Source organism: Pseudomonas sp. R4-39-08, assembly GCF_003852275.1.
In the GTDB taxonomy this organism is placed as follows: domain Bacteria; phylum Pseudomonadota; class Gammaproteobacteria; order Pseudomonadales; family Pseudomonadaceae; genus Aquipseudomonas.
Genome location: NZ_CP027733.1, coordinates 4,580,573 through 4,596,084, shown reverse-complemented (window position 1 = coordinate 4,596,084; position 15,512 = coordinate 4,580,573). Strand labels below are relative to the sequence as shown.

General features: G+C 59.0%; 19 protein-coding genes and 1 tRNA gene. 19 read left to right on the top strand and 1 reads right to left on the bottom strand.

Features of this window, described 5'->3' with window-relative positions; translation table 11 throughout:
• Positions 1–330 precede the first annotated feature (330 nt).
• Both C4J88_RS21255 and C4J88_RS21250 read left to right on the top strand, forming a co-directional pair.
• A complete protein-coding gene (locus tag C4J88_RS21255) occupies positions 331–756 on the top strand; it encodes an HIT domain-containing protein (RefSeq protein WP_124408032.1) in 426 nt (141 codons plus the stop codon).
• A gap of 3 nt (positions 757–759) precedes the next feature.
• Entirely contained in the window at positions 760–966 is a 207-nt protein-coding gene (locus tag C4J88_RS21250) for a SlyX family protein (protein WP_124408031.1), read from the top strand.
• Positions 967–1,037: 71 nt separating this feature from the next.
• On the opposite strand, the gene C4J88_RS27955 is transcribed toward C4J88_RS21250, so the two are convergent.
• Positions 1,038–1,640 carry a cold-shock protein gene (locus C4J88_RS27955; protein WP_005790922.1) on the bottom strand — a complete coding sequence of 201 codons (603 nt, stop codon included), beginning with the start codon at positions 1,638–1,640 and terminating at the stop codon, positions 1,038–1,040.
• Between the two features lie 429 nt (positions 1,641–2,069).
• On the opposite strand from C4J88_RS27955, the gene C4J88_RS21240 reads away from it, so the two are divergent.
• From C4J88_RS21240 to C4J88_RS21155, 17 genes are all read left to right on the top strand, one after another.
• On the top strand, positions 2,070–2,543 hold the full coding sequence (locus C4J88_RS21240; RefSeq protein ID WP_003193874.1) for a Dps family protein: 474 nt from the start codon (positions 2,070–2,072) through the stop codon (positions 2,541–2,543).
• 183 nt (positions 2,544–2,726) lie between these two features.
• Positions 2,727–3,059, top strand: coding sequence for a ribbon-helix-helix domain-containing protein (locus C4J88_RS21235; RefSeq protein WP_124371699.1), 333 nt, complete (start codon positions 2,727–2,729; stop codon positions 3,057–3,059).
• Positions 3,060–3,229: 170 nt separating this feature from the next.
• Positions 3,230–3,451: an FmdB family zinc ribbon protein gene (locus tag C4J88_RS21230; RefSeq protein ID WP_003193872.1), complete on the top strand. Its 222-nt coding sequence runs from the start codon at positions 3,230–3,232 to the stop codon at positions 3,449–3,451.
• A 108-nt stretch (positions 3,452–3,559) separates the two neighbouring features.
• Complete coding sequence (gene aspS / locus C4J88_RS21225) at positions 3,560–5,335, top strand: aspartate--tRNA ligase (protein ID WP_124408030.1); 1,776 nt, start codon at positions 3,560–3,562, stop codon at positions 5,333–5,335.
• Between the two features lie 148 nt (positions 5,336–5,483).
• Entirely contained in the window at positions 5,484–6,230 is a 747-nt protein-coding gene (locus C4J88_RS21220) for a YebC/PmpR family DNA-binding transcriptional regulator (protein WP_124408029.1), read from the top strand.
• Positions 6,231–6,385: 155 nt separating this feature from the next.
• A complete protein-coding gene (gene ruvC, locus C4J88_RS21215; RefSeq protein WP_057723842.1) occupies positions 6,386–6,910 on the top strand; it encodes a crossover junction endodeoxyribonuclease RuvC in 525 nt (174 codons plus the stop codon).
• Between the two features lie 66 nt (positions 6,911–6,976).
• A complete protein-coding gene (gene ruvA / locus C4J88_RS21210; RefSeq protein WP_124364184.1) occupies positions 6,977–7,588 on the top strand; it encodes a Holliday junction branch migration protein RuvA in 612 nt (203 codons plus the stop codon).
• Positions 7,589–8,647, top strand: coding sequence for a Holliday junction branch migration DNA helicase RuvB (gene ruvB / locus C4J88_RS21205; protein WP_003175801.1), 1,059 nt, complete (start codon positions 7,589–7,591; stop codon positions 8,645–8,647).
• Positions 8,648–8,896: 249 nt separating this feature from the next.
• The gene (gene ybgC / locus C4J88_RS21195) at positions 8,897–9,352 is read left to right on the top strand and encodes a tol-pal system-associated acyl-CoA thioesterase (protein ID WP_124364183.1); all 456 of its coding nucleotides are present in this window, start codon (positions 8,897–8,899) and stop codon (positions 9,350–9,352) included.
• Position 9,353: 1 nt separating this feature from the next.
• Positions 9,354–10,049: a protein TolQ gene (gene tolQ, locus C4J88_RS21190; RefSeq protein WP_053135845.1), complete on the top strand. Its 696-nt coding sequence runs from the start codon at positions 9,354–9,356 to the stop codon at positions 10,047–10,049.
• A 23-nt stretch (positions 10,050–10,072) separates the two neighbouring features.
• Positions 10,073–10,525 carry a protein TolR gene (tolR, locus tag C4J88_RS21185; RefSeq protein WP_161793227.1) on the top strand — a complete coding sequence of 151 codons (453 nt, stop codon included), beginning with the start codon at positions 10,073–10,075 and terminating at the stop codon, positions 10,523–10,525.
• The gene (gene tolA, locus C4J88_RS21180; RefSeq protein WP_124364182.1) at positions 10,525–11,598 is read left to right on the top strand and encodes a cell envelope integrity protein TolA; all 1,074 of its coding nucleotides are present in this window, start codon (positions 10,525–10,527) and stop codon (positions 11,596–11,598) included. Before tolR ends, tolA begins: the two co-directional genes overlap by 1 nt.
• A gap of 17 nt (positions 11,599–11,615) precedes the next feature.
• Entirely contained in the window at positions 11,616–12,896 is a 1,281-nt protein-coding gene (gene tolB, locus C4J88_RS21175) for a Tol-Pal system beta propeller repeat protein TolB (RefSeq protein WP_177412755.1), read from the top strand.
• Positions 12,897–12,951: 55 nt separating this feature from the next.
• Positions 12,952–13,452, top strand: a complete 501-nt coding sequence (gene pal, locus C4J88_RS21170; protein WP_003193861.1) for a peptidoglycan-associated lipoprotein Pal — start codon at positions 12,952–12,954, stop codon at positions 13,450–13,452.
• A 6-nt stretch (positions 13,453–13,458) separates the two neighbouring features.
• Entirely contained in the window at positions 13,459–14,295 is an 837-nt protein-coding gene (gene ybgF / locus C4J88_RS21165; protein WP_124408028.1) for a tol-pal system protein YbgF, read from the top strand.
• Between the two features lie 164 nt (positions 14,296–14,459).
• On the top strand, positions 14,460–15,107 hold the full coding sequence (queE, locus tag C4J88_RS21160; protein WP_124368161.1) for a 7-carboxy-7-deazaguanine synthase QueE: 648 nt from the start codon (positions 14,460–14,462) through the stop codon (positions 15,105–15,107).
• A 132-nt stretch (positions 15,108–15,239) separates the two neighbouring features.
• Positions 15,240–15,315 (top strand) — tRNA-Lys (locus C4J88_RS21155).
• Positions 15,316–15,512 lie beyond the last annotated feature (197 nt).

Sequence of the window (15,512 nt, the reverse complement as noted above, 5' to 3'; positions counted from 1 at the left end):
CGCATAAACACGGGCCTCTCGGGCAGTTTAGTTCAGGCTCGACATTCAGGTGTTACCGTCGTGCGGTGGCGCGCAAAACCTGCGCCTGAGCAAAACGTTACCGATTGACCCTCATAAGTGGGTAGCGGCCGACTCCCTTTGAAGCACAAGTGGGTCATTTTGGTGCATCCCTTCGAAGCCCGAGTTAGCGTGGTTCACGCGTGCGACTGCCTCGAAAGGGTGCATCCGTGGAATGGGTTTGCCTCAGGCTGCTTGCGCATTCGCCGTGAAGCCTTGGGCATTCGGCGGTATGCTGGGCGCCTGAATTGACCTGCCGAACGGAGTGCCCACGTGTTCGCTTTAGATCAACGCCTGCAACAAGACACATTGGCCATTGGGGACTTCCCGCTCTGCCGCCTGCTGCTGTCCAATGATGCGAATTATCCCTGGTTCATCCTGGTACCGCGCATTCACGGTATCAGCGAAGTGTTTCAACTGGATGTCGCCGAGCAACAGACGCTGTGGCAGGAAACGACTGCACTCGCACAGTTGCTGAACGAAGGCCTGGCCGCCGATAAGATGAACATCGGCGCGCTGGGTAACGTGGTCGGCCAGCTGCATGTGCATGTCATCGTGCGCAAGCGCGATGACGTGGCATGGCCGGCGCCGGTGTGGGGCAAGCATCCGGCCCGTCCTTACAGCGCAGAGCAGGTGGCGGCGATCCGCAGCCGATTACGTGAATTATTGCCCGCCGACTTCATTTTTACCCAGGACTGAACCATGGACCTGCAAGATCGCGTCACCGACCTGGAAAGCCGCCTGGCGTTCCAGGACGACACCATCGAAACCCTCAATGACATTCTGGTCGCCCAGCAGCAAGCGGTGGAGCGCCTGCAATTGCAGATGATCACCTTGCTCAAGCGCCAGGAAGAGATGGGCGGCCAGTTCGAAACCTCAGAAGAAGAAGCCCCGCCGCCGCACTATTAAATGAGCGTGCAATAAAAAACCGCGATCCGGCCTACGCCGGATCGCGGTTTTTTTTGCAGCGCAGGCGGGAATCAGCGGCGCGGCAGGGCAGCGATGACATCTTCAGCTTGCAGGCCTTTGTCGCGGTTCATCACCGAGAACTCCACGCGCTGGCCTTCGACCAGGACGCGGTGGCCTTCACCGCGGATAGCTCGGAAGTGGACGAAGATATCGTCACCCGAGTCGCGCGAAATAAAGCCGAAGCCTTTGGAGGTGTTGAACCACTTGACGGTCCCGGTATCCCGGTTGGTCATGTCGTAGTTTTGCGACGCGGCCGCTGGGGACGAACGGTAGAAGCTGATGGCCAGGTGAAGAACGATGGCGACCACAGCGATTACCAGGCTGAGCAGGATGGCCGGGTGGCCGCCCACTTCAGGCATGGGTGCCAGCAGGGTAAGGGTTTGAACGACGACGGTCAGTACCAGCAGCGCGCTGACCAGGTTTTGCAGTTGATGACGCGTGCCTTTGTTCCAGTAGGGAATTACCGGTGCCAGGGTCAGGTTGAGAAGGCCGAACAAGGCCAGATATAGAGCGTCGTGTTGTTGCAGGTAGGGCAGGCTTTCAGGCTGCAGGCTCGGGATAAAGGACAGCAGCAAAGCTGCAACGCCCGTTAGCAGGTGGACGATTTTCAACATTTTGATTAACTCACGTTAAGACGGATCACAAGGAAGAGCTGACTGGCACGGTTCGCTTCTGAACAATGGGAGGCGTTGGGCACGTGCGCGGGTAGCAGCCTATGTGACGTGCCGCAGAAATGAACGGCAGCCACACGCCGCCTATTTAACAGCAAAGGCTGTGCCTACTCAAATCAAGCATTTCGGGGTGTTGCAATCGAGGTGGCATTTTTGCGTCGAAGGCTTGTCCTAGACAGGTGCAGGTAATTTGAGCGGCCTTTCGAGCGTTTTTCTTACAGGATGACCGGCTCTTCGGCCGCTGCCCTCGCAACCGGTGCGGGGCAATTTGCCGCACATTGCCTGGGTGCGTCGGGCTGCACGCGGCCAGCACTCTTGCTAGAGTGATCCTGCACCTGATCAATGAATGCTCGTCAATTGAAGGGGAAAAACATGGCAATCGATATTGGTATCAGTGAAGAAGATCGTAAATCCATCGTCGACGGACTTTCACGGCTGCTGTCCGATACCTATGTGCTGTACCTGAAGACCCACAACTTCCACTGGAACGTCACGGGCCCCATGTTTCGTACGCTGCACTTGATGTTCGAAGAGCAGTACAACGAGCTGGCGCTGGCGGTGGATTCCATTGCCGAGCGTATCCGTGCCCTGGGCTTCCCGGCACCGGGTGCCTATTCGATCTACGCCCGCCTGTCTTCGATCAAGGAAGAAGAGGGTGTGCCGAGCGCCGAAGAGATGATCAAGCAACTGGTGGCGGGCCAGGAGGCCGTCACCCGTACCGCGCGAGGCATTTTCCCGTTGCTCGACAAGGTCAGCGATGAGCCGACTGCGGACCTGTTGACCCAACGGATGCAAGTTCACGAAAAAACCGCGTGGATGCTGCGTTCGCTGCTCGAAAACCAATAACCGTCGAACCCGTGCGGCGTCTTCGGGGCGCCGCTCACTGGTTTCTCTGCGCTTGCTGGCGTTGTCCTACGACGCCCAGCGCCCGCGTCTTCTGGCTGCTCGTCGCTTCCTGCGGTTTTATAGGCTGACCGTCCAATGGGAGAAACCCATGGACTGCTGTTTTGGCAAGGGAGTGTCAGGTGTATGTCATGTGGTAAGGGCGTGGAAACCGGTGGTTTTCACAAGATAAAGGTCGATCCCTTCGCGAAAGGGTTCGACATGGGGCTCGCCAAGCCATTATCGCGGTCGGTGCGGCTCAACGGGTTTTCCACCTGCCTGCGGCTGGAACAGATCTACTGGAATATCCTGACGGAAATGGCCAGGATCAATACCTGCTCGGTCAGTGCGTTGTTGTCCTATGTCGATCGGGAAGTGCATTTGCGCTATGGCGGTGTGAAGAACTTCAGCGGGCTGGTGCGGGTGGTGTGTGTCGTTCACCTGTTGAAAGACCGCCTTAGCGCCTCTGGCCCCTTCTGATGGAGGCTGCAGGGCGCGGCCCTTCCTTCCGGCGGGCCGCGCCTCGGGCAGAAAGCCGGCTGCGCTGCCTCGATTTACCAGATATAATCCCGCGCTTTGCTGCGCATGCCGGGCTTTATGCACATCGGCAGGGCGTAGCGCAGTAACGATCTGATCGCCGAGACAACTCCATGCCCATGTACGACTATCAATGTGCTTCCTGTGGTCATCAGTTGGAAGCCATTCAGAAGATCAGCGCCGCGCCGCTGGTCGATTGCCCAGCCTGCCAGGCACCTGAGTTGAAAAAGATGTTGTCCATGCCGGGCTTCCGCCTGAGCGGCAGCGGCTGGTACGAGACCGATTTCAAGACCGGCGCCAAGAAGAACCTGGCGGGCGGCGACAAAGCAGACTGAGTTGAACTCTACGCGCAGGCTCCTGCATTATCCGTCCCCTGCTTTAATGTACGGTGACGAGGCACGCCTGCCACCGAATTTCGAATTACGAGAAGTGAAACCACGACCATGATGCGCAGCCACTATTGCGGCCAACTGAACGAGACCCTGGAAGGTCAGGAAATCACCCTTTGCGGATGGGTTCACCGTCGCCGCGACCACGGCGGGGTGATCTTCCTCGATATCCGTGATCGTGATGGTCTGGCCCAGGTAGTGTTCGACCCGGATCGCGCCGAGAGCTTCGCCGCCGCCGACCGCGTGCGCAGCGAATACGTCGTGAAGATCACCGGCAAGGTGCGCCTGCGCCCGGCCGGTGCCGTGAACAAGAACATGGCGTCCGGCGGCATTGAAGTGCTGGGCTACGAGCTGGAAGTGCTGAACGAGTCGGAAACCCCGCCGTTCCCACTGAACGAATATTCCGACGTTGGCGAGGAAACTCGCCTGCGCTATCGCTTCCTGGACCTGCGTCGTCCGGAAATGGCCGAGAAGCTGCGTCTGCGTTCGCGCATGACCACCAGCATCCGCCGCTTCCTCGACGAGAACGGCTTCCTCGACGTGGAAACGCCGATTCTCACCCGTGCCACCCCGGAAGGCGCGCGCGACTACCTGGTGCCGAGCCGTACCCACCCGGGCAGCTTCTTCGCCTTGCCGCAATCGCCGCAGCTGTTCAAGCAACTGCTGATGGTGGCCGGCTTCGACCGTTACTACCAGATCGCCAAGTGCTTCCGTGACGAAGACCTGCGCGCCGACCGCCAGCCGGAATTCACCCAGATCGACATCGAGACCAGCTTCCTCGATGAAAAAGAGATCATGGGCCTCACCGAACAAATGATCCGCAACCTGTTCAAGGAAGTGCTGAACCTGGAGTTCGGCGAATTCCCGCACATGACCTTCGAAGAGGCCATGCGTCGCTACGGTTCCGACAAGCCAGACCTGCGTAACCCGCTGGAACTGGTCGACGTGGCCGACCAGCTCAAGGACGTCGACTTCAAGGTGTTCAGCGGCCCAGCCAATGACCCGAAATGCCGCATCGCCGCCCTGCGCGTGCCTGGCGGCGCGAGCATGCCGCGCAAGCAGATCGACGACTACACCAAGTTCGTCGGCATCTACGGTGCCAAGGGCCTGGCGTACATCAAGGTCAACGAGCGCGCCAATGGCGTTGACGGCCTGCAGTCGCCGATCGTGAAGAACATCCCCGAAGCCAACCTGAACACGATCCTCGATCGCGTCGGTGCGGTCGATGGCGATATCGTGTTCTTCGGTGCCGACAAGGCCAAGATCGTCAGCGAAGCCCTGGGCGCACTGCGGATCAAGCTGGGTCACGACCTGAACCTGCTGACCTGCGAATGGGCCCCGATGTGGGTGGTCGACTTCCCGATGTTCGAAGAGAACGACGACGGCAGCTTCAGCGCCTTGCACCACCCGTTCACCGCGCCGAAGTGCTCCCCGGCCGAGCTGGAAGCCAACCCGGCCGGCGCGTTGTCCCGTGCCTACGACATGGTGCTCAACGGCACTGAGTTGGGTGGCGGTTCGATCCGTATTCACCGCAAAGAGATGCAGCAAGCAGTGTTCCGTCTGCTGGGCATCAACGAAGCGGAACAGGAAGAGAAGTTCGGCTTCCTGCTCGACGCGCTCAAGTACGGTGCGCCGCCGCACGGTGGCCTGGCCTTCGGCCTGGACCGTCTGGTGATGCTGATGACCGGCGCCCAGTCGATCCGTGAAGTGATTGCCTTCCCGAAAACCCAGAGTGCTGCGGACGTCATGACCCAGGCGCCGGGCGTCGTGGATGCCAAGGCACTGCGCGAATTGCACATCCGTCTGCGCGAGACGCCGAAGGCTGAGTAAGGCTGCTGCGTGAAAGCGCACTGAGGTTTACGCAGTCTTAAAGGCGCATCTTCGGATGCGCCTTTGCGTTACAAAGGCCGCACTTAAAAAGAGAAGTCCGCCCGGAGCGGGATAGATAAAGGTTTCTAGAGAATTTCGGAGTTGTGTTATGGCTGGCCATTCCAAGTGGGCGAACATCAAGCACCGCAAAGAGCGTCAGGATGCCAAGAAAGGCAAGATATTCACCAAGTGGATCCGCGAGCTGACCGTCGCCGCCCGCCAGGGTGGCGGTGACCCGGGCTCCAACCCGCGCCTGCGCCTGGCGCTGGACAAGGCGCTCGGCGCCAACATGAGCCGTGACATCATCGACCGCGCCGTGGCCCGTGGCGCCGGCGCCGCCGACACCGACGACATGGTCGAGCTGACCTACGAAGGCTATGGGCCAGGCGGCGTGGCGGTGATGGTCGAATGCATGACCGATAACCGCAACCGTACTGCAGCTGCGGTGCGTCATGCGTTCAGCAAGTGCGGCGGCAACCTGGGTACCGACGGTTCGGTGGCCTACCTGTTCGAGCGCAAGGGGCAGATTACCTTTGCAGCGGGCACGGATGAAGACGCGCTGATGGAAGCCGCGATGGAGGCAGATGCCGACGACGTGGTCACAAACGAAGATGGCTCCATCGACGTGTTCACCTCGTTCGCCAGCTTCTACGCGGTGCGCAACGCCCTGGAGGCCGCGGGTTTCAAAGGTACCGACGCGGAAATCGTGATGTTGCCGACCACCAGTGCCGAACTCGACCTGGACGGTGCGCAGAAGGTGTTGAAGCTGCTGGATATGCTTGAAGACCTGGATGATGTGCAAAACGTGTATTCGAATGCCGACATTCCGGAATCCGTGGCCGAACAGCTAGGCTGAAGGTTGATGTAGATCCAAATGTGGGAGGGGGCTTGCTCCCGATAGCGGTGGGTCAGCCAAAATATTCTGACTGATCCACTGCCATCGGGGGCAAGCCCCCTCCCACATTGAACTTCGCTGTATCAAAAAATATGTTTATCCAACCTGCAGGCGTTATGACTTTAATCCTAGGTATCGACCCCGGTTCGCGCATTACCGGTTTTGGCGTGGTGCAACACACGCCGCGTGGCTGCGTTTATGTAGCCTCGGGCTGCATTCGCACCGGCGCGGGGGAGTTGGCCGAGCGCCTGCAGATCGTCTATCGCGGCGTTCGTGAAGTCATCCAGACCTACGGCCCGGTGACCATGGGCATCGAAAAAGTCTTCATGGCCAAGAATGCCGACTCGGCGTTGAAGCTCGGCCAGGCCCGTGGGGCGGCCATTGTGGCGGGGGCCGAGGAGGGCATGGAAATCGCCGAATACACCGCGACCCAGGTCAAGCAGGCCGTCGTCGGTACGGGTGGGGCGAATAAGGAACAGGTGCAGATGATGGTCATGCACATGCTCAAGCTCACCTCAAAACCCCAGATCGACGCCTCCGACGCCCTGGCCATTGCCATTTGCCACGCCCACACCCGCTCCAGCCTGCTGCCTCATGGCCTGGGCGCGGCACGCAGTCGTGGCGGACGCCTGCGTCTCTGATAGCATCAGCGCAATCGTTATTTCCGGTCAGGCCTGTTCTGACCCCAAGCTTTAAGGATCTGAACCTTGATTGGACGCTTGCGCGGCACCCTGGCTGAGAAACAGCCGCCGCACCTGATTCTGGATGTGAATGGATTGGGGTATGAGCTTGAAGTGCCCATGACCACCTTGTACCGCTTGCCGTCGGTCGGCGAGCCGATAACTTTGCACACGCATTTAGTCGTGCGAGAGGACGCGCAACTGCTCTATGGTTTCATTGGCAAGCGCGACCGTGACTTCTTTCGCGAACTGATTCGCCTCAACGGCGTCGGGCCCAAGCTGGCCCTGGCGTTGATGTCGAGCCTGGAAGTGGATGAGCTGGTGCGTGCCGTTTCGGCCCAGGACACCTCGGCGCTGACCAAGGTGCCCGGTGTCGGCAAGAAAACCGCCGAGCGCCTGCTGGTGGAGCTCAAGGACCGCTTCAAGGCCTGGGAAGTGGTGCCGAGCATGTTCGCCCTGGTGCCCAATCAACCGGATATGCCGGCGACACAGGTTGCCAGTGCCGAAAGCGATGCTGTCAGTGCGTTGATCTCCCTGGGCTACAAGCCGCAGGAGGCCAGCAAAGCGGTGTCGGCCATCAAGGACAAGAACCTGAGCAGCGAAGACATGATCCGCCGAGCCCTGAAGGGAATGATTTAAGTGATTGAAGCTGATCGTCTGATCGCGGCCACCGGCCCGCGCGACCGTGAAGAAGTCCAGGACCGCGCCATCCGCCCCTTGAGCCTGGCCGACTACATCGGCCAGCCCACCGTGCGCGAGCAGATGGAACTGTTCATCCAGGCCGCGCGCGGGCGCAGCGAGTCGCTGGATCACACACTGATCTTCGGCCCGCCTGGCCTGGGTAAAACCACCCTGGCCAATATCATTGCCCAGGAAATGGGCGTGTCGATCAAGTCCACGTCCGGCCCGGTGCTGGAGCGCCCCGGCGACCTGGCCGCGCTGCTGACCAATCTCGAGCCTCACGACGTGCTGTTTATCGACGAGATCCACCGGCTGTCGCCCATCGTCGAGGAAGTGCTGTACCCGGCGATGGAGGACTTCCAGCTCGACATCATGATCGGCGAAGGCCCGGCGGCCCGTTCGATCAAACTCGACCTGCCACCGTTCACCCTGGTCGGCGCGACCACCCGTGCCGGCATGCTGACCAACCCGCTGCGAGACCGTTTCGGTATCGTTCAACGTCTTGAGTTCTATAGCACTGCCGACCTTGCGACGATCGTCAGTCGTTCGGCGAGTATCCTCGGCTTGCCGCTGGACCCTGAAGGCGCATTCGAAATCGCCCGACGCGCGCGGGGTACACCACGGATCGCCAACCGTTTGCTGCGCCGCGTACGCGATTTTGCCGAGGTACGGGCCAAGGGGCATATCACCAAGGCGGTCGCGGACCTGGCGTTGAACCTGCTGGATGTGGATGAACATGGCTTCGATCACCAGGATCGGCGCTTGCTGCTGACCATGATCGAGAAATTCGACGGTGGCCCGGTGGGCGTGGACAGCCTGGCCGCCGCCATCAGTGAAGAGCGGCATACCATTGAGGATGTGCTGGAACCCTACCTGATCCAGCAGGGCTACATCATGCGCACGCCACGGGGCAGGGTGGTAACGCGTCACGCCTATCTGCACTTCGGGCTAAACATTCCGTCACGATTGGGAGAGATGCCCGTGGTAGACGAATTTCTCGATGCAGTGGACGATTAAAAAATTGTAGGAGCGAGCTTACTCGCGAAAAACCTCAACACTGACGCAGTGTGTCTGGTTGTACGCGGCGCGCTCAGGGGCTTTGCAAGCAAGCTCGCTCCTGCAGGGTATTTGTCATGTGGGGTGATTTATCTGAAGTTTGTGCTGTCCCAGTGTCTGGCGTCGTCATTCAGGCAATGGAAATGTGTTCAGGTATTGAAAAAACAGTTGTCCAGCCGGATTGGCAACCTGAGGAGTAAGCACTAGAGTATGCGCGCGCAAAACGGGGATCAGTCGTTCGCACATCGCTGTCGCGTTTATTACGAGGACACTGATGCCGGCGGCATCGTTTATTACGTCAATTACCTGAAATTCATGGAGCGGGCTCGAACCGAGCGGCTACGGGAGCTGGGCTTTGCCCAATCCTTGCTGGCAGGGGAGGACCTGTTATTCGTCGTGCATTCCAGCGAGGCGCGTTACCACGCACCGGCGCGGCTGGACGATGAACTGCTGGTCAGCGCTGAAGTCATCGAATTGAACCGTGCCAGCCTGCGATTCAAGCAGCAGGTCAGGCGGGCTACGGATGCAACGCTGCTCTGTGAGGGGCAGTTCCTGGTGGCGTGTGTACGCACCAACAGTTTGAAACCTCGGGCCATTCCCGAAACTCTACGTGCGGCCTTTGCCGCCGTGAGCGGCGCGGGTAAACAATCAAAGCAGGAGATTTAGCGTGGAACCTACCGTCGTCGACCATTCCTCCATGTGGAGCCTGGTCAGCAATGCCAGTGTCGTGGTGCAACTGGTCATGCTGACCCTGGTAGCCGCATCGGTTACCTCTTGGGTCATGATTTTTCAGCGCAGCAACCTGCTGCGTGCCGGTCGACGTGCCCTGGAGAGCTTCGAAGAGCGCTTCTGGTCGGGTATCGACCTGTCCAAGCTGTATCGCCAGGCCGGCAGCAATCCGGACCCGGATTCGGGCGTCGAGCAAATCTTCCGCGCCGGCTTCAAGGAGTTCTCGCGCCTGCGCCAGCAACCGGGCGTTGACCCGGAAGCCGTGATGGAAGGCGTGGCACGGGCCATGCGCGTCGCCATCTCCCGCGAAGAAGAGAAGCTGGAGCAGAGCCTGCCGTTCCTGGCGACCGTGGGTTCTGTCAGCCCGTACATCGGCCTGTTCGGTACCGTATGGGGCATCATGAACTCCTTCCGTGGCCTGGCCCAGGCCCAGCAAGCGACCCTGGCCACCGTGGCCCCGGGCATCGCCGAAGCCCTGATCGCCACCGCGATCGGCCTGTTCGCCGCTATCCCCGCAGTAATTGCCTACAACCGTTTTGCCGCCACCAGCGAAACGTTGATCAGCCGTTACTACACCTTCGCCGATGAATTCCAGGCGATCCTGCACCGTAAAGTGCACACCAGCGAAGAATAAGCAGGTAATTCCCAATGGCTTTAATCGCTCGAGCTCGCAAAAAGCGCAAGCCGGTCGCCGAGATGAACGTAGTGCCCTACATCGACGTGATGCTGGTGCTGCTGGTGATCTTCATGGTGACCGCGCCGATGCTCAACCAGGGCGTGAAGGTTGATCTGCCCAAGGTTTCCAGTGAAGCCCTGCCGCAAGACAACAACACTCAGGTCCTGACCATTTCGATCAAGGCTGACAAGACCTACTACTGGAACCTTGGCAGCGAAGTCGACACGCAGAAGCAGCAGGACAAGGCCTTGACCTTGCCGGCGATGACTGACGCCGTGACCAAGATCATTCGCTCCGGCAACGAAGGCGGCAAGCACACCCAGGTGTTCATTCGCGGTGACAAGTCGGTCGACTATGGCTCCGTCATGGGCGCCATGGGCGGGCTGCAGAAGGCCGGCGTCGGTAACGTTGGCTTGATTACCGAGGCGCCCTGATGCAGCAACAGCGAGAGCCGTCCGCCTCGGAAAGCTACTTCTGGCCTGGCGTGTGGGCAATTGCCCTGCACATCCTGGTGTTCGGCATGCTGTTCGTCAGCTTTGCCATGACCCCGGACCTGCCGCCAGCCAAGCCGATCGTGCAGGCGACCCTGTATCAGCTGAAATCGAAAAGTCAGGCCACCACCCAGACCAATCAGAAGATTGCGGGTGAGGCCCAGAAGTCGGCTGCGCGCCAGACCGAAGTCGAGCAGATGGAACAGAAGAAGGTCGAGCAGGAAGCGGTGAAGGCTGCTGCGGAACAAAAGAAAGAAGAGGCGGCTCAAAAGGCCGAGGAATCGAAAAAGGCTGACGAAGCGAAGAAAGCTGACGAGGCGAAAAAGGCTGATGAAGCCAAGAAGTCCGAGAAAGCTGCCGAAGCCAAAAAGGCCGAAGAGAAACAATTGGCTGATATAGCCAAGAAGAAATCCGAAGAAGAAGCCAAGAAAGCTGCCGAGGAAGAGGCCAAGAAAAAGGCCGCTGAAGAAGCCAAGAAAAAGATCGTCGAAGACGCGAAGAAGAAAGCCGCCGAAGACGCCAAGAAAAAAGCTGAAGCAGACGAGGCGAAAAAGAAAGTCGCCGACGAAGCGAAGAAGAAAGCTGCCGCCGACGCCTCCAAGAAAAAGGCCCAGGAAGCAGCCCGTAAATCCGCCGAAGAGAAAAAGGCCCAGGCCCTGGCAGATTTGCTTTCCGACACGCCGCAGCGTCAGCAAGCCTTGGCCGATGAGCGTGGCGATGAAGTCGCGGGCAGTTTCGACGACCTGATCCGGGCTCGGGCAGCGGAAGGCTGGACACGTCCACCTTCGGCACGTAAAGGCATGACAGTAGTGCTGCAGATCGGCATGTTGCCGGACGGCACGGTGACTTCGGTCAGCGTGGCCAAGTCCAGTGGTGACGGTTCGTTCGACAGTTCGGCGGTTGCCGCAGTCAAGAATATTGGCCGGTTGACCGAGATGCAGGGAATGAAACCAAGCGACTTCGCTCCCTATCGTTCATTCAAGATGACATTCACACCTGAGGATCTAGCCTTGTGAGAAACCTTCTTCGAGGAATGCTTGTCGTTATTTGCTGCATGGCAGGGATAGCGGCGGCGGATGAAAAGAACATCCTGGTTACCAGCGGCAGCGATCGGGCCACCCCGATCGCGGTAGTGCCGTTCGGCTGGCAGGGCGGCAGCGTGCTGCCGGACGACATGGCCCAGATCGTCAGCGACGACCTGCGCAACTCCGGCTACTACGCACCGATTCCGAAAGGCAACATGATCAGCCAGCCGACCCAGGCCAGCGAAGTCATCTTCCGCGACTGGAAGGCCGTGGGCGCGCAGTACCTGATGGTCGGCAGCATCACACCGGCCGGCGGTCGCCTGCAGATCCAGTACACGTTGTTCAACGTGGCCACCGAACAGCAGGTCCTGACCGGCAACGTTTCGGGCACCGCCGAGCAACTGCGTGACATGGCCCACTACATTTCGGACCAGTCGTTTGAAAAGCTCACCGGTATCAAGGGTGCGTTCTCCACACGCATGCTCTACGTCACCGCCGAGCGTTTTTCCGTAGACAACACGCGTTACACCCTGCAGCGCTCCGACTATGACGGTGCACGCGCCGTGACCCTGTTGCAGTCGCGCGAGCCAATCCTGTCGCCGCGTTTTGCGCCGGACGGCAAGCGTATTGCCTATGTGTCGTTCGAACAGAAGCGTCCGCGTATCTTCGTCCAGCACATCGATACTGGCCGTCGTGAGCAGATCACCAACTTCGAAGGCCTCAACGGTGCACCAGCCTGGTCGCCGGATGGTTCGCGCCTGGCATTCGTGCTGTCCAAGGACGGTAACCCGGACATCTACGTGATGAACATGGCTTCGCGCCAGCTCACTCGCGTGACCAGCGGCCCTGGCATCAACACCGAACCGTTCTGGGGTAAGGATGGCTCGACCATCTACTTCACCTCCGACCGTGGCGGCAAGCCTCAAATCTATAAAGCCAGCGTGGGTGGTGGTGGCGCGGAACGCGTGACCTTTATTGGTAACTACAACGCCAACCCCAAGCTTTCGGCCGATGAAAAGACGTTGGTAATGATTCACCGTCAGGATGGTTTCACTAATTTCCGGGTTGCGGCCCAGGATTTGCAGCGCGGAACCGTAAAAATCCTTACAGATACCAACCTTGATGAGTCAGCCACTGTTGCGCCCAACGGCACCATGGTAATCTACGCCACCCGCCAGCAGGGCCGGGGAGTCTTGATGCTCGTGTCCATTAATGGACGCGTAAGGCTCCCGCTTCCTACCGCACAAGGCGAAGTCAGAGAACCATCCTGGTCCCCTTACCTGAACTGACGCGGCGCTACAAAAAGAAGTACTTAACACACTGGGGTTCATTAGGAGTTTCACGATGGAAATGCTGAAGTTTGGTAAGTTTGCTGCTCTGGCTCTGGCTCTGTCCGTAGCCGTTGGTTGCTCCTCTAAAGGCGGCGACAATGCCGGTGAAGGCGCAGCTGTTGATCCAAACGCTGGTTACGGCGCTAACACTGGTGCAGTCGACGGCTCCCTGAGCGAAGAAGCTGCTCTGCGCGCGATCACCACTTTCTACTTCGAATACGACAGTTCGGACCTGAAGCCAGAAGCCATGCGCGCTCTGGACGTTCACGCCAAGGACCTGAAAGCTAACGGCGCTCGCGTTGTTCTGGAAGGTAACACTGACGCCCGTGGTACTCGTGAGTACAACATGGCACTGGGCGAGCGTCGTGCGAAAGCCGTTCAACGCTACCTGGTACTGCAAGGTGTTGCTCCAGGCCAACTGGAACTGGTTTCCTACGGTAAAGAGCGTCCAGTTGCAACTGGCAACGACGAACAGTCGTGGGCTCAGAACCGTCGCGTCGAACTGCGTAAGTAATTCGTCATGCGAACGTGCCGTCGTGCTCTAACTGTATTGGCTTTCAGCCTCGCACCGCTTGCGGTGTGGGCTGCGGTTCCTGTAACGGATAGCAACTCTGGCTATAACAATAGCGGCAGCAGTTATCCGCCAGCGGGTTATGGCACGAACGGCGCCTATGCTGGGGGGGCGGCTACGGCCGCGCCTTCGGCACAGGGCGAACTGTTCAACCAGCTGCAACGCATGCAGGATCAATTGGCCCAGCAACAAGGCGCCATCGAAGTTCTGCAGAATCAAGTGAATCAGCTGAAGCAAGAAGGCCTGGAACGTTACCAGGATCTTGATCGACGTATTGGAGCCGGTGTTGCACCTGCCGCTACTCCTGATAATTCTTCTACCGGTGGCACGCCCAGTGCTGCCGCCGGTGGCGCAGCAGCGGGGGCCACGGCAGCCAGCCAGGCCCCGGCCGCCAGCAGTGAACCGGGTGATCCGGCGAAGGAAAAACTGTATTACGATGCAGCCTTCGACCTGATCAAGGCCAAGGACTTCGATAAGGCCAGCCAGGCGTTTACCGCATTCCTGCGCAAGTACCCCAACAGCCAATACGCGGGCAATGCCCAGTACTGGTTGGGTGAGGTCAACCTGGCAAAGGGTGATTTGCAGGGGGCAGGCCAGGCGTTTGCCAAGGTCAGCCAGCTGTACCCCAAGCACGCCAAGGTACCGGACTCGCTGTACAAACTCGCTGACGTGGAACGCCGTCTTGGCCATGCCGACAAGGTCAAAGGCATTCTGCAGCAGGTCGTCGCCCAGTATCCGGGTACTTCCGCTGCGCAGTTGGCCCAACGGGATCTGCAACGCTTGTAAGCAATGCAGTCCGTTTAGAAGAAACCCGCGCCTGGCGCGGGTTTTTTCGTTAGAATCCACGCCCTTTTATGACACACGCTTCCTGGGGTTGACGCGTTGGCGCAATCCCTTGAAGTGCCTGACGGAGGCGGACAGCCTGTTTAGCTGTTACGCCCGTGGCGACTATGCAAGACACATTACGTATTACCGAAGTTTTTTACTCATTACAGGGTGAAACGCGCACCGCAGGGCTGCCTACCGTATTTGTACGACTCACCGGCTGCCCCTTGCGTTGCCAATATTGCGACAGCGCTTATGCCTTCAGCGGCGGCACTGTGCGCACCCTGGACGACATCATGGAGCAGGTTGCCGGCTACCGACCGCGCTACGTCTGTGTGACAGGCGGCGAGCCATTGGCGCAGCCCAATGCCATTCCTTTGCTCAAGCAGCTGTGTGACGCCGGATACGAGGTTTCGCTGGAAACCAGCGGCGCCTTGGATATCTCCGCGGTAGACCCGCGTGTGAGCCGAGTGGTCGACCTCAAGACCCCCGATTCCAAAGAAGCTCACCGCAACCGCTACGAGAACATCGACTTGCTGACGGCCAACGATCAGGTCAAGTTCGTCATCTGTTCTCGAGACGATTATGACTGGGCGACGTCCAAGCTGATCCAGTATGGCCTCGAGCGTCGTGCAGGCGAGGTGCTGTTCTCCCCAAGCCATCACGACCTGAACGCCCGTGAGCTGGCGGATTGGGTGGTCGCGGACAACCTGCCGGTGCGCCTGCAATTGCAGTTGCACAAATACCTGTGGAACGACGAGCCGGGGCGTTGATACGCCTGATCAGGCGCTGATGCGCGGCGTTCAACCCGCCGAAATATGACCCCTGCGTATAATTTTGAATTATTTTCAAATAAGGTGTTGAATAATCCTTAGAAATCAGTATTATACGCGCCACCACACAGCGGGTCGTTAGCTCAGTTGGTAGAGCAGTTGGCTTTTAACCAATTGGTCGTAGGTTCGAATCCCACACGACCCACCATTTTTGGCGGTTTAGAAAATCCGGAAGGCCCACGCAAGTGAGGATTTCCGGGTTTTTTTTTGCCTGAAATTTGCTGAACAGACGCTCTATGCGCTACGAACATCAGTCGCGACCTCTTTAGCGAGCGGCTCGACCGCCATCACCTATCCCCCCTCAGTAGCCTTTTTGCCATTTTCCGCGCCCCGTCGCGCTCAATT